The 14,173-nt window shown below is 67.4% G+C and carries 11 protein-coding genes and 1 pseudogene; 3 read left to right on the top strand and 9 right to left on the bottom strand.

Features of this window, described 5'->3' with window-relative positions:
- The 7 genes and pseudogenes from VJ811_RS10970 to chrA form a co-directional block, all read right to left on the bottom strand.
- On the bottom strand, nucleotides 1-718 hold a 718-nt coding region (locus tag VJ811_RS10970; protein ID WP_324072305.1), incomplete at its 3' end, for an outer membrane protein.
- A gap of 130 nt (nucleotides 719-848) precedes the next feature.
- Nucleotides 849-1,301, bottom strand: a complete 453-nt coding sequence (locus tag VJ811_RS10965; protein ID WP_324072304.1) for a DUF2793 domain-containing protein — start codon at nucleotides 1,299-1,301, stop codon at nucleotides 849-851.
- 12 nt (nucleotides 1,302-1,313) lie between these two features.
- On the bottom strand, nucleotides 1,314-3,491 hold the full coding sequence (locus VJ811_RS10960; RefSeq protein WP_324072303.1) for a phage tail protein: 2,178 nt from the start codon (nucleotides 3,489-3,491) through the stop codon (nucleotides 1,314-1,316).
- Entirely contained in the window at nucleotides 3,491-4,006 is a 516-nt protein-coding gene (locus tag VJ811_RS10955) for a peptidoglycan endopeptidase (RefSeq protein ID WP_324072302.1), read from the bottom strand. The genes VJ811_RS10960 and VJ811_RS10955 overlap by 1 nt, the downstream gene beginning before the upstream one ends.
- The gene (locus tag VJ811_RS10950) at nucleotides 3,999-4,820 is read right to left on the bottom strand and encodes a DUF2163 domain-containing protein (RefSeq protein WP_324072301.1); all 822 of its coding nucleotides are present in this window, start codon (nucleotides 4,818-4,820) and stop codon (nucleotides 3,999-4,001) included. The genes VJ811_RS10955 and VJ811_RS10950 overlap by 8 nt, the downstream gene beginning before the upstream one ends.
- Nucleotides 4,814-5,740 (bottom strand): annotated as a pseudogene (locus tag VJ811_RS10945) (DUF2460 domain-containing protein); the annotation flags it as partial. The gene VJ811_RS10950 and the pseudogene VJ811_RS10945, both read right to left, overlap by 7 nt.
- Nucleotides 5,741-6,000: 260 nt before the next feature.
- Nucleotides 6,001-7,182: a chromate efflux transporter gene (gene chrA, locus VJ811_RS10940; protein WP_324072300.1), complete on the bottom strand. Its 1,182-nt coding sequence runs from the start codon at nucleotides 7,180-7,182 to the stop codon at nucleotides 6,001-6,003.
- A 371-nt stretch (nucleotides 7,183-7,553) separates the two neighbouring features.
- Between chrA and VJ811_RS10935 the strand changes: the two genes are divergently transcribed.
- On the top strand, nucleotides 7,554-10,394 hold the full coding sequence (locus VJ811_RS10935) for a pitrilysin family protein (protein ID WP_324072298.1): 2,841 nt from the start codon (nucleotides 7,554-7,556) through the stop codon (nucleotides 10,392-10,394).
- Nucleotides 10,395-10,506: 112 nt separating this feature from the next.
- Here the strand turns inward: VJ811_RS10935 and pip are convergent, their stop codons facing one another.
- On the bottom strand, nucleotides 10,507-11,598 hold the full coding sequence (gene pip / locus VJ811_RS10930) for a prolyl aminopeptidase (RefSeq protein ID WP_324072296.1): 1,092 nt from the start codon (nucleotides 11,596-11,598) through the stop codon (nucleotides 10,507-10,509).
- Nucleotides 11,599-11,900: 302 nt separating this feature from the next.
- On the opposite strand from pip, the gene VJ811_RS10925 reads away from it, so the two are divergent.
- A complete protein-coding gene (locus tag VJ811_RS10925) occupies nucleotides 11,901-12,149 on the top strand; it encodes a hypothetical protein (RefSeq protein WP_324072295.1) in 249 nt (82 codons plus the stop codon).
- A 53-nt stretch (nucleotides 12,150-12,202) separates the two neighbouring features.
- Nucleotides 12,203-13,465, top strand: coding sequence for a L,D-transpeptidase family protein (locus VJ811_RS10920; RefSeq protein ID WP_324072294.1), 1,263 nt, complete (start codon nucleotides 12,203-12,205; stop codon nucleotides 13,463-13,465).
- 135 nt (nucleotides 13,466-13,600) lie between these two features.
- Here the strand turns inward: VJ811_RS10920 and VJ811_RS10915 are convergent.
- Nucleotides 13,601-14,173 (bottom strand): autotransporter outer membrane beta-barrel domain-containing protein (locus VJ811_RS10915; protein WP_324072293.1); only part of this gene is annotated, 573 nt, incomplete at its 5' end.

Below are 14,173 nucleotides of genomic sequence, written 5' to 3'. Positions count from 1 at the left end.
GCGGGGGCGGCGGCGGGGGCGGAGCCGGCGGCGGCGGCGGTTCGGCGCCACCGAAGTTGAACGTCAGCGTGCCGAGGATCGAGTGCGAACGGAAGCGCGTCGAAACGTCGCGACCGAGCTGGTCGACCATGTCGGCATCGGCATTGAAGAAGCGATACTTCAGGCCGACGTCGATATTATCGCTGAGCGGAGCACGGACACCGGCGATCGCCTGCCAGGCAAAGCCCGTGTCCGAATCGTCGAGGAAGTTGCCGGCAAAGACCGGCTCAACCGAAACGCGGGCAACACCGGCACCACCGCCGACAAAGCCCTGAAGGCCGTCGTCGTCACCGAAGTCGAGCAGGCCGTTGACCATGAAGCTCAGCGCGTTCGTATCGCCGGCGAGCGGGAGCGAGCCGGTAATCAGACCGCCCGAACCGTTGACCGTCTGCGGAATGCCCGGAGCGGTGAAGCGGCCCGACTTGATGTCGGCTTCACGGAAACCGACTTCGACTTCCGCGCGGAAACCGCCGAAGTCATAACCGACAGTGCCTTCGACATCATAGCCAGCGCGATGATCGAGCGTACCGGCATTGTTGAACGTACCGATGTCGAGATCCAGGTCCTCGACGAGCATTGCGCCAGCACCCACACCAACATACCAAGAGTTGTCGCGCGCCAAAACAGGCGACGCCAGGGTGGTGGAGGCCAACGCCAGAGCGACGGCAAGCTTCCTCATAGTAATTCCCCTTTCAATTGAGATATACGTCTCGGCAGACGTCCTACTCGCCGCTTTGGTTCCGTGCAAGTGAACAAATCGTCAATCTGTTGCCAAAAAGTCGCACTTGCAACGCGAACGAACCGAAAATTCAGCCTGAAATCAGAAGACCCTGCGCGGCGAGGTGAAGAATCAGTGTGGAGATCGCGCTACGCGCTTCTGAGTCGATTGTCGACCCGCCGGAGGGCGCCATGATCGTCGCCGGCGCGGCCCATGCGGCGCCGTCGAAGCGGAGCTGCGCACCGTCGGTCAGGCGCGTCGCCCGCATCCCCTCGCGCGGCGGCGCAAATCGCCATCCGCCCGCGCTCCGGATCGCGATCGCATTGGCCTTCCCCGTCCAGGCACCCGTCGGCGCCGGACCGACGATCCAGCAGTGCCCCTCTTCCGGGGCCGCGGGCGGCGCGGTGATCGGCCCAGCCTCGACGGCCGCATGAAGCAACGCGTCGAGCAGCGTCAAAGCCTCGTTGTGCGTCACCTCTTTCTGCGCCTGCGCCACCGCAAGTAACGGTAACGCGAAGCGCGGCGTGGTCGGCGTAGCGATCATGGCATTATCCTTTTATGTCAACGGCAACGATAGAGGCGGCGACAGCGCGAAATCCCCCGCCTGCCGAATCTCGATCGCGCAGCCCGGTGGCAGCGTCGCCAGTTCGGCGGCACCGATAGTCAGCGTCGGCGATGCACTTTCCCATGGCCCGATTCCCGGAACCGGCGGCGACGGTGCGATGCGCCAGACCTCATGACTTTCGCCAAGCGGCTGGTCGACATGGTCGCGCCATCCCGTGTCGGCGCGGCTGCGCCGGACCCAGCCGATCGTCACGCCGCCCGCACTATCGGCACGGACCTGCCCGTGTACCGGGGCGAGCGGCCGCAACGCCCGGCCCGCCGCCGGCACATCGACCTCGGTCAGCGTCGTCCCGCCCCGCGGTGCCCATTCGAGCGTCGCCGCGCCGCTTTCCGCCAATCCGGCGAGCGCCTCGGGCAATATCAATAACGCCGGATCGTCGAGCAGGACGAAGGGTGCTCCCGCCGCATGGGTCATTTCCCGCTCGGTCCCGGCCCGCCCGCGCAGCAATCGCGACAGGCGCCACCGCCCGGGTCCGACGGCATCGGCAACGCCGAACTGCAGCAATTCGCCAGCAACCATCGCCCGGTTCGCTCCGCCCAGCAGCGCGGCGTCGCCGACCGATTCCAATGTCATCGCCGGATTGACCAGTTGAACCTCGACGCTGTTCAACAGGTCGAACAGGCAATCGCTTCCTGCCGCCAGCGGCAGGGCAAGCTCGCCCAGCGCCGCGGCCGGTCGCACCGTCCCGACGGGGATCGGCTCGGCACCGGCCGATGCGACGATCCAGCAGTCGGCGCCGCGCCAGCCATCGTTGCTGCCCGCACCGGCAACCAACAGCCGCGGCGCCGATGCCGCCGGACTGCCGATATTGGGAAGGTCGAACAGGCGGACCGTGCCGACAGCGTCGGGCCAATCGGGCGCGCCGACCGGAACGCCAGGTTCTGCCGGAAGCTCGGCCACGGGCAGCGGCTCGTGGCGTTTGAGCTCCAGCAATATGTCGCTCCCGCGCACCGTCCTTCCCGCCAGCCGCCAGCGGCTCCCGTCGGCCAGTGCAATCACATGCCCGACGGTCAACGCCAGCGCCGCAAGGTCGGCGCGCCACACCAGCATTTCGCGTCCGTCCGCCGCGGCAGCGGCAAGCCGCTGCGCCAGCGCCCGCGCCGACGCCGCCGGCAGCACCGCGGGTAAGTCGATCCGCTCCTCACGCACGCCGCCGCCCGCAACCTGGCTCGTCTGCTGGCCCAGCTGATAATCGCGTTCGGGCTCATAATGCCGCAGCCGGATTGTCCCCGGCATAGACGACAGCGGCGCACGGCGATGCTCGGTCCGGTCGCCCGGTGTCTCGCCCCGCCCCGCCTCGCGAAAATCGGCGAGCGCCAACGATTCCCCGGCCGCAGCCGTGGGCGCCAGCCTCCATCCATCAGGCCCGCTCACCAGCCGCACGCCGTCGGCGTCGAACAGCGGCGCGAGCGCGTCGCGCAACCGGTCGCCCGATGCGGCATAGCCCGTAAAGGGCCATTCGCCGCCGCAGCGCGCGGTTTCACCGAACAGGCTGTTACCGACCATACCGGCGTCGATGCCCGCGGCGTCAGCCTCCACCTCGAATGTCAGCGACGGAATCCGGTTGCCGAACGCGCCGAGGTCGAGCTCTTCGAACACCGCATAGGCGCACCCGCGAAACGCACTCGCCGACGCAATACCCAGCGCCGACGCGATCAACGGATCGGCCGCCTGATCCTCGCTTCCGTCATGCCAGCGAAAGACGCAGCGCTCCTGGAACGTCCCGCTCGACCCACGCAGCAGATTGCCGTCGGCCCATATCCGCCCAATCCTGCGGATCGGCCGCGACGACAGCGCGACGGCGAGCGATACGGCATAGCTATATTCGGTCGTCGACGGCCGCCCCTTGCCCCCGCCGCGTTTATTGCGCCGTTCGATCAGGTCGGTGGCCCAGATCACGCTCCCCGCGACGCGCATCGTCCCGAACAGCTGCGGGATCTGCTGGCCATAGGTCGATGCCTGAATCTTCAGATCGGCAAGCCGCGGTCCTTCGCGCCCCTTCGGCTTGAAAATCTGCGCGTCGATCTGCTGGCCCACCGCAGCCCCGATCGCGGCGCCCACCGGACCCCCGACAATCCCGCCGACCACCGTCAGCACCAAAGTCGCCATCAATATGCTCCCGAAATTTTCTCCCCTCCCGCGTGCGGGAGGGGGTGGTCGGAGACCCGTGGCTCCGACCACGAGACTTGCCAGCTTGCTGGCTGGTCGCAGCGGGGTGGGCAGGACAGCAATCGCCACCGCACCACATCCCGCAAATCGTCGTCGATCGGCGTCTCGACCACCTTTCGCAGCCCCGCGTGCGCGTGAACCATACGGTCCGCGCCCATCAGGCCGAGATGAAATTGCCCGGCATCGAGCGCGATCAGCGCGACATCGCCGTCGCGCATATCGGTGCCAACAGGCTCGAATCCCGCTGCGAACAGCCCGGCCTCGACCTGCGCTCGCGACCAGCCGCGCAGCGGATAGCCCACCGGCCGCACCAGCCGCTTTCCAGCCGCGGCATAAGCCGTCCAAACCAACCCGACGCAATCGAGCCCCGTCGCGGGATCGTACCCCTGCGGCCGGAACGGCGCCCCCACCATCGCCCGCGCCGCCGCAAAGGCGCGCGCGCCCAACTCATCCACCGGGATAGCGCGTCAGCAAATCATTGCCCGGCAGATGCGCCTCACCGCGAAAATTGATGGCATTCGCGAAACGGCCGCGGCACGTCGCAAGCTGCTTGTCGCATCCCTCGGTGAGCCGCACGCGCACCACCCCCGTGACCGCGAAGGCGGGCGCTTCGGCCAGATGCAGCACCGCCGCTTCCACCGCGATCACCGGACTGGCCAGTCCGCAATTGGCGCCCTCCATCCACATGAGCTCGCCGAACGCCATTCCGGGCGCGGCCGTATCCAGCGTCACCATGCGCCCATCGACCGCAACAACCCGCCGCACATGCGACAACGGCGCCAGGTCGACCCGGCACATCCGGTCGCCCAGCATCGCGCGGCACGACGGCGAGGTTGCCGGGCACACCGGCCGGTCGAGCAGCCGCGTCACCCCTTGCAATTCGGCGGCAAAGGCCGGCCCGCGCCGCTCGATCGCCCCCAGCGATCCGCGCGCCACCGTAACCGGCGCGACGTCGGCCGCACTCCAGTCGGTGACGAACAGCTCCAGCTCCGCCCCGTCCCACCGCCCGGCGTCCAGATCGCGCGCCGTGATCGCGTCGCTTGTCACAGCACCCTCCAGGTCCATCGTCGCCACATCGAGGCTGTCGCTCGTCTCGAGCGCCGACGGCTTCATCCCCGGCGCCGCGCGATACAAAATCCCGCCGACCATCAGGTCGCGGTCGTGCGAGGTCAGCCCGACGACCACCCCGTCGCGTCGCGCCAGCCGCCAGCACCACGCCAGCGTCACCAGCTCCTCGCGCAGCCAGTCGGGCGCGCGCTCCATCACCATGGCGCGCGCACCTCGACCAGCGGCACGCTCGCCATCTCGCCCGCCAGGAAGGTTGCGCGGCTCACTTCCAGCCGATCGTCGGCAAAGCGCACCGGCACATCGAACAGAAAGCCCGCACGCACCGCGACCCCGGCCGCCGGCGCAACATCGAGCAGCACCTCGCCTTCACCGGTCACCATAAACGCCGCCGTCTCGATACCATCGACCGACACGCGTACGCTGCCCTCCACCGGCAAGCTGACGCGTCGCACCTGCCCGGCATCGCCCGCGCCATAGCGCTTCACCAAAGCGAACTGCCGCCGCGCACCGTCGCCTACCCCCAGCATCTGATCGACCGCCGCCGGCAACCCGCCATCGGCCGCCGAACTGCCATCGAACGGATCGCGAAAGCGGAACCCCCGCGCCGCCCCGCGCCGCGCGCGAAAAAAGTCGATCAGCGTCCGCACATCGGCTTCGGAGCGCACCCCCGGCCCCGCGTCATAGCGCATTCGCGCCTCGGCCCATTCGGTCGCCCGCTGCTCGTGCCCCGACGGCGAGCTCACGATCTGCGTCGAAAATTCGGTCAGGGCCATCGCCTCGCGCCCGATCGCCAGCGGGAAATCCACCGCATCGAAAGCCTGCACAACATCCTCCCCGTTAAATGTCACGAACCCGTCGCGCGCGACCTGCGGCAGCGCCCAGACAAAGGTCCGCGCCGCCCCCGCGCGCCGCGCCGCATCCGCCGCATCGGCGATCGCCGCCCACCGCGCGCGATCCTCGGCCGCCAGCACAAAGCCCGAAAAATAATGCTGCTCTTCAATCGGATAACCAAGCCGCAGCACCATCGCCGCGCGCGCACCCGCCGTCTCCGCCCCGCGCCCGCCGGTCACCCAGTCATAATCCTCAAGCTGCAACACATCGAAGGCCGGCGCCGCCCAACCGTCCGATCGCACCCGCTTCACCTGCACGGGGCGATGGCATTGCGGCCCGATCTCATCCTTTTCGTCATAGGTCATCGGTTGCTCCTCAAAGCAATCGGGCCGGAACGCCCCTTCGCATCGGAAGGGGCACCGGCCCGACTCGCAATTCTTCATGATGTGACACTTGTGCCATATCAGCGTGACGATGTCAATAGAAAAGAACCTATTTGGTTATTTGATAAAGATATGACCTGCGCGCGGCGCCCGGACGCCATCCTGGGTCAAAGGTTCAGCGCCCACCCGGCAACGCCGCCCGCCAGCACGAGCGCGGGGGCGGCGAGCTTCCCCTTCCAGCGCCAAACCGCGAGGACGGCGGCGCCGAAGAGAAGGGTCGCGGGCACCAGGTTCGCGGCGCGTCCCGCCGTCGACCAGCCCAGTTGCAACAGCGTCGCCGCGATCACGCCGACAACCGCCGCCGCCACGCCCGCGAGCACCCGGTGGAGCGCCGGATTGTCGACCACCGCCTCCAGCCGCTCGAAAAAGATCATCGAGAAGGCGAAGGCGGGCAGGAACATCCCCGCCGTGATCGCGACCGCGCCGGGCAGGCCCGCCGCGACATATCCCGCGAAGGTCGCGAAGATGACGAGCGGTGCCGGCAGCATGCCCGCGAACGCGACGCCGTCGAGAAAGCTCGCGTCGCTGATCCAGCCGCGCCCGACGGTGTCGGTGCGCACATAGGGGATCGCGGTATAGGCGCCGCCAAAGGTGAGCAGCCCGCCTTTCAGCCCGGCAACGAACAGCGCGACGATCCCCGCCTCGCTCGCGGCGATGCTTGTCTTTGCCGAAGGCGCGGCACCCGTCACCAGGACGGCGAGCACGGCCGCCGCGACGAAGATCGCCGCCGCCGCCACCGGCCGCTTTGCATAGGTATAGATCAGCCCCGATGCGATCAGCGGAATCCAGAACGGCACGCCCGCCAGCGTCGCGGCGAGCGCGGCGCCCGCGAGCAGCCAGAGCAGCCGGTCTTCCAATATATGCGTCCCGATCCGCTGCACCGCGCGCAGGATGATCGCCAGCACGACGACCTGCACGCCCAGAAAGATCGGCGCCATCGCCGGATTGCCGACGATCCAGCCCTTATAGAGCCACGCCGCGCCCAGCATCAGCACAAAACCGGGCAGCATGAAGCCGAGCCCGGCGAGCAGCCCGCCGATCCGCCCGCGCGCGACCATCCCCAGATGGACGCACAATTCATGCGCCTCCGGCCCGGGCAGGATCTGCATCACCGCGAGCAGCCGGTTGAAACGCACCGGCGAAATCCAGCGCTCCTCCTCGACCAGCGCCTGTTTCACCATCGCGATCTGCGCGACCGGCCCGCCAAAGGCGAGAAAGCCGAAACGCAGAAAGCGAAGGAAAAGCCGGAACAGCGAAAGACTGGGCGGGGAATGGATATCGGTCGTCATGGCAAGCACGCTCCTTGCCGCAGTCGCGGCTTATGGAGCGGAACTTGGACGGCGCGCCGTCTGAACGGGCGTCCGCATTGCCCGCACCGCCCATTTTACCGCATCCGTCCGAAAGGGGAAGATAGACTTTGTTTCAGCGCGACGCATGACCGGATTGGGGGTGGAATTAAGCCATTCCCCTCCCTGAAAGGGAGGGGAGAAGATAATGTCCGCTACCCGCCGAAACCCGCCCTTCCCGCAACATACCACGCAACGCCGACATCCCTCATCAGCCTTCACCTGCTCTTCGTAGAACAAGAGTTGACATCACCCCCACCCCTGCAAAATTGCTCATCGACCGGGTCTCCGGCCAATTTCAAAGGGGGATCCTCGTGAAAATATTTCCTTTCCTCGGCGCGGCTGCGCTCGCGCTGGCGGCCGCCACGACCGGGGCCGCCCACACCGCGGCAGCGCCCGCCGACAGCGCCGCGCAGGTGCCGCCAATCGCCTATAAGGAACGCATCCTCAAAAACGGTCTGCGCGTCCTTTCGCTGCAGGATGGTTCGACCCCCAATGTCATGGTGTCGGTCTGGTACGACGTCGGGTCGAAGCACGACCCCGAAAAGCGCTCGGGCTTCGCGCATCTTTTCGAACATATCCTCAGCCGCAAGACCGTGAACATGCCGTATAATATGATCAACCGGCTGACCGAGGATGTCGGCGGGGTGCGCAACGCGTCGACCAGCTTCGACCGCACCAACTATTATGAGACCGTCCCCGCGCAATATCTCGAAACGATGCTGTGGACGCACGCCGAGCGCATGGCGCGCCCCGTCGTCGACAAGGAGGTGTTCGAGACCGAGCGCAACGTCGTGAAGGAGGAGCTGCGCCAGCGCGTGCTCGCGCCGCCTTACGGCCGGCTGTTCAGCTTCGTACTCAGCGAAAACAGCTTCGACGTCCTGCCGCACCGCCGCCCGGTGATCGGCAGCATCGCCGACCTCGACGCCGCGACGCTCGACGACGCGCGCGCCTTCCACGAGGCTTTCTATGGCCCCGACACCGCGACCTTGATCGTCGCGGGCAATTTCGACGAAGCGCGGCTCCAGTCGCTCGTCGACCAGTATTTTGCCGCTATCCCCAAGCGCGCGAAGCCGATCCCGCTCGCGATCAAAAGGATCGAGCCGCCGATGGCGCCGCGCCGCGTCAATGCGACCGCTCCCAACGTCCCGCTGCCCGTCGTGGGCGCGATCTACAAGACGCCCGGCGCGAGCCACGCCGATATTGCGGCGCTCGAGGTGATGAACGCGGTCCTGTCGAGCGGCGAGAATTCGCGGCTCCACACCGCGCTCGTTCGCACCGGAATGGCGACCCAAATCGACACGAGCGTCGATTTCACCGAGGAAGCCGGCGGCATCACCCCCTTCGCGATCCTCAGCGAGGGGCAGGATCCCGAGAAAGTCGCCGCCGCGCTCGACACGGTGCTCGCGGCCATCGCATCCGCCGAAGTCTCCGACGCCGAACTCGCCGAGGCAAAGACCGAGCTGCTCGCCTCGACGCTCAAGGAGCGCGAGACCTTCGCGGGCCGCGCCTTCGAACTCGGCGAGGCGCTCGTCCTCACCGGCGACCCCGCCGCCGCGAACAAGCGCCTCGACGCGATCGCACACGTCACCAAGGCCGACGTCGCGCGCGTCGCGAAAGCCTATCTCGATCCCAAGGCGCGCGTCGAGCTGCGCTACACCGCGGGCGACGGCGATCCAAAGAGCTGGGCGAACCCCAAACCGATGCCCGTCTTCCCCAGCGTCCCCGCCGCGACCGGCACCCCGAACGCGCTCGCCGCCGAAGCCGCACGGCAGGCGCCCCCCGGGCCCACCGCCGCCCCCGCCGTGACCCCGCCGACGATCGCCGAAAGCCGCCTCGCCAACGGCATCCGCGTCGTCACGGTCAAGACCGGCACCGTCCCGCTCGCGACCTTGAGCGTCGTGATCGGCGGCGGCGCGTCGACCGATCCCAAGGGCCGCGCGGGCGTCGCCTCCATCGCCGCCGGCCTGGCGGCGAAGGGCACCAGGGCGCGCTCCGCCGAACAGATTGCCGCCGCGCTCGAAAGCCTGGGCGCAACGATCAGCGCCGGCGCCAGCCCCGACGGCAGCACCTTCTCGGTCACCGCACCCGCCGCGAATTTGGGCGAGGTCGGCACGATCCTCGCCGACGTGATCCGGGGCGCCAGCTACCCGCAGGACGAATTCGAGCTTGAGCGCAAGCGCAGGACCGATGGCCTCCGGGTCGCGCTGAAGGATCCCGGCGCGATCGCCGCGCTGGTCGCCCAGCCCCTGCTCTACGGCGCCGCGCCCTATGGCGGCCAGGCGGGCGGCACGGTGAAGAGCCTCGCCGCGATCACCCGCGACGACCTTGTCGCCTATCGCCGCACATGGTGGCACCCCGCGAACATCTCCGTCGTCGTCACCGGCGGGATAGACCCCGCCTCAGCCGGCGCGCTCGCAAAGCGCCTGTTCGGCGACTGGAAGGCCGAAGGGCCGGCGCCTGCGCTACCCAAATCGCGCGCGGGCGCTACGCAACCACCACGCACGATCGTGGTCGACCTCCCCGGCGCGGGGCAGGCCGCGGTCCTCGCCGCCGTCCGCGGGGTCAGCCGCTCGGATACCGACTATCCCTCGCTCCTCCTCGCCAATTCGGTGCTCGGCGTCGGCTCGAACGGCCGTCTCTTCACCGAGGTGCGCAGCAAGCGCGCGCTGAGCTATGGCGCGTACAGCAGCATGCCCGCGCGCGCCGACACCGCACTCCTCAGCGCCAGCGCGCAGACAAAGAACGAAAGCGCGACCGAGGTCGCCGAAATCTTCCTGAACGAGTTCCAGCGCCTCGGCGCCGAGCCGATCACCCCCGACGCGCTGGCCAAGCGCCGCGCCTTCCTCGAAGGCTCCTATGGCCGCCAGCAGGCGACCGGCGGCGGCTATGGCGCGATCGTCGCGGGGCTGATCCTCCAGGGGCTCCAGCCCGCCGATGCGCTGGATTACGCCGCACGCCTCGCCGCGGTGACGCCCGAGGCCGCAAACAGGGTCGCCGCCAAGAAGGTCACACCCGAAAACACTTCGCTGATCGTCGTCGGCGATGCAGCCAGGTTCATCGACAAATTGCGCGCCCTCCGCCCCGACCTCGTCGTCATCCCGGCGGACAAGCTCGATCTGGAGTCGCCCACATTGGGGGCGACGTCCTTCTAAAAAGGCCAGTGTGTCCCCGCGAAGGCGGGAACCCATCTCCTGCCGGTTCAAAATAGCTCCGACCGGTGATGGGCTCCCGCCTTCGCGGGAGCACGCCGCTTGATTTTGGACCCTAGCTGGCGATCCGTGCCAACCCGTCCATCACCGCCGTCAGCGCGAGCGCATTCTCGCGTTCCATCGCGCTATGTCCCGCATTGGTCACCACATAGGTCGCGGGCTCCGACCCCGCATCGCGCAGCGCCGCGACCAGCCGCGATGCCTGCGTCAGCGGGCACACCTCGTCGAAGCGCCCATGCACGATATGCACCGGGATGCGCGCGAGCGTCGCAATATGCCTGAAGAAATGCCCCGCCGGAATGAACAGCGCATTGGCGAAATAATGCGCCTCGATCTGCGCGAAACACAGCGCGAAATCGGCCTCGCCGAACTTGCCGGTGTCGGCGGTCTCGGGGATCATGTTCGAAATCACGCCTTCCCACAATGACCAGGTCAGCGCCGCCTTCAGCTGCCGTTCCTTCTCGGCCGCATTCGCGGGCACCATGTCGAAAATCGCCTTGTACGATTTCATCACGTCGCCGCGCTCTGCCGGTGCCAGCACCGACAACAGTTCGGCCCACTCCGCGGGATATTTCATATAGGCGCCGGGCTCGGTCAGCCCGTACGGGTTCTGCTCCCAGGTCGCGGCATTGCCCTGATAGAGATACAGCAGATCCTCGGGCGCCCCCAGGAAGATGCCGCGCAGGATCAGGCTCGCGCAATGCGCCGGATGCGCGATCGCATAGGCCATCGCGAGCGTGCTGCCCCAGCTCCCGCCGAACACATGCATCGGCCCGGCGATCTCCAGCTTCTCGCGCAATTTCTCGATATCGCCGATCAGGTCTTCGGTGGTGTTCCTGGCCAGCGCCACCGCCGGGCCTGACGAGGCAACATTGGGCTCGCTCTTGCCGCACCCGCGCTGGTCGAACAGGATGACGCGGTAACGCTTTGGATCGAAAAAGCGCGCCATCGCCGGCGCGCACGCGCCGCCGGGGCCGCCGTGCAGGAACATTACCGGCTCGCCCGCCGGATTGCCATATTCCTCCCAGTAAATGCGGTGCGCCGGGTCGCGGTCGACCTCGAGCCAGCCGAAGTTCAGGCACGGCGGCTGCGGATAGACCCAGTCGTCGCCGATCTTGCTCGAAGCCTGCAACCGCGAAAAATCCATATCCAGCGCCTTTCTTCAAGCCCCGCCCCGTTCAGGGGGGCGGGTTGGGGGCCATCGGCCTCGCTCAGGGTTTCGAACCCCGGGAAGGGGATCGGAATCCCGGCAGCCTAGCCCGCGCCATCGCCATGTCCACTGCGCGCGCGAAAAGGCCGGGAACCTATGGCGCAGATCATCGTTCAGAACACACTCCTGATCGCGTGATGGATGACGCGCCTTCAATCGCAGGCATGGGCTGACATCGCGGGGTTGGGGCACTCGCGCCGGAAAAGTGATTTTCGGGCGCATTGAAAAGGAGTGGTCACATGCGTTTCCAACCCATCATGCTCAGTGCGCTCGGCGCGCTGGCGCTCTCAGCCTGTTCGCAGCAGGAAGAAGTCGCCGCCGCACCGCCGCCACCCGCGGGTGCGGTGCCGGGCAGCGTCGCCGCCGACCGTGACGGCGACGGCATCATCGACGGCTATTATACCTCGGACGGCATTTATCATCCGAACTATGTGCCGCCCCCGCCCCCGCCGCCGCCCGCCCCGACCCGGCTGGGAGAACGCGGCTGAACACACATCTTCGGGGAGCGCGGCGCCGCGGCGCTCCCCTTTTCCTGACCGTATTGGCGCTCGGCACCACGCTCGCGCCGCCGGCCTTTGCGGCGCCCGCGGCGCAGGGGACTGCGATCCCGCTCGCCGCCGCGATCCGCGAAGAAGCGGGCGGCGACGTCAAACGTTTCTATTCGGCGCGCGCCTACAAGCCGCTCTGGGTGCGCGCGGGCAAGGTCGGCCCCGAAGCCGCGACCTTGCTCGGCTATCTGTCGACCGCCTCGCGCGACGACCTCAAATCCTCATCCTATGATCTCGAAAAACTCGAAGCGCTGATCGCCCGCACCCGCGGCGGCGGCCCGCAGGCGCTCGCGCGCGCCGAAGTCGCGCTCTCGACCGCCTTCGCGCGCTACGTCCGCGACATGCGCAGCCCCGGCAAGGCGAAGATGGACTATGCCGACAAGTCGCTTCGCCCGAAAAAGGCCGACGCCGATGACGTGCTTCGCGCCGCCGCCTTTCCCAAGGATTTCGGTGCCTATATGAAGAATATGGGCTGGATGAGCGAACATTATGTCCGCCTCCGCACCCTCATGGGCCGCGCGCTGGCACAGGGTGCTTCGGGCGACACGATGGCGCGCCTCCGCCTCAACCTCGACCGCGCGCGCATCCTTCCCGGCCCGTACGTCCATCATATCGTCGTCGACGCCTCGTCGGGACAGCTCTATTATTATGGATCGGGCAAGCGCGCGGGGTCGATGAAGGTCGTCGTCGGCGCGCCCGAGACGCAGACGCCGATGCTCGCGGGCAAGCTGCAATGGGCGATCCTCAACCCCTATTGGAACGTCCCCGACTATCTCGCGCAGAAAAGCATCGCGCCCAAGATACTCGCGGGGCGCAGCCTCGCCTCGCTACGCATGGAGGCGCTCTCCGACTGGGGGTCCAACCCGCGCAAGCTCGACGCCTCCGAGATCGACTGGTCAGCGGTCGCCGCGGGCGATCAGCTGCTGCGCCTCCGCGAGCTTCCCGGCGGCGCCAATTCGATGGGCCGCGTTAAATTCCTCTTCCCCAATGACGAAGGCATCTACCTTCACGACACCCCCGAACGCGCGCTGCTCAAAAAGCCCGACCGCCATTTTTCCAACGGCTGCATCCGGCTCGAAAACGCCGCCGCACTCGGCCAATGGCTGCTCCACCGCTCGATCAACACCAAATCGAAGACCCCCGAACAGGCGGTCGCGCTCCCCGTCGAGGTTCCCGTCTACCTCACCTATATTACGGCGGTTGCGACCGACCGCGGCATCGCCTTCCGCAACGATGTCTACGGCCGCGACGGATAACCCCTAATCGTCGTCCCGGCGAAGGCCGATGCAGTCGCGCTGGGAACGTTCGAAAAGCCGGGGTCTTAAAGCCGGGGTCTTGGGGAAGTGACCCCGGCTTCAGGGCCGCAAGCGTTCGCCTGTTCTCCTCGCCGATCAGAATGAAATTCTGGCCGTCACGCGAACGCCATGGGTGTTACGATCCGATGCCAATACCCCCGTATAGGCGGCACCGATGCTGAAGGCACCGGCGCGATAGTCGAAGCCGGCTTCGACTTCGGCCGAATTTTTGGGGATCAGCGTGCCGACGATGACGAAGGTTGTGCCGCCTCCGCTGGCGAAGGCCGAACGGTTGATCCCGGCGCGGTCGCCGAACGCCCGGTTCCAGGCGGCCGAAGCATAGGGCTGAAAATCCGGTTCGCTAGCGTTGAAGCGTGCGCGCGCGCCGAGGCTGAGGAAGGTCGTTTCCTGCTTTGCATCGGCAACCGCAAGCGCCGCATTGCCGCCGGTTTCGAGGAAAGCGTCGCTTTTGGTCCGAACATGCGCCAGCCGGGCGAAGGGAGCGACCGCGGCCTTGCCCATCGTCAGGTCATAACCGGCTTCGCCGAAAATCTGCAGCGTGCCGGCATCGCGGTTCGACGTCAGCGTCTGTGCGAGCGGTGCGAAAGTCACCGCGCGCGTCGTGTCGACGTCGTGCCAGGCATAGGCGAGGCCAAGGCTGCCGCGCAG

The sequence above is a fragment of the Sphingopyxis sp. genome (assembly GCF_035250425.1).
GTDB lineage: Bacteria > Pseudomonadota > Alphaproteobacteria > Sphingomonadales > Sphingomonadaceae > Sphingopyxis.
The sequence above is the reverse complement of the archived record's forward strand: the minus strand, read 5'-3'. Positions and strand labels throughout refer to the sequence as shown.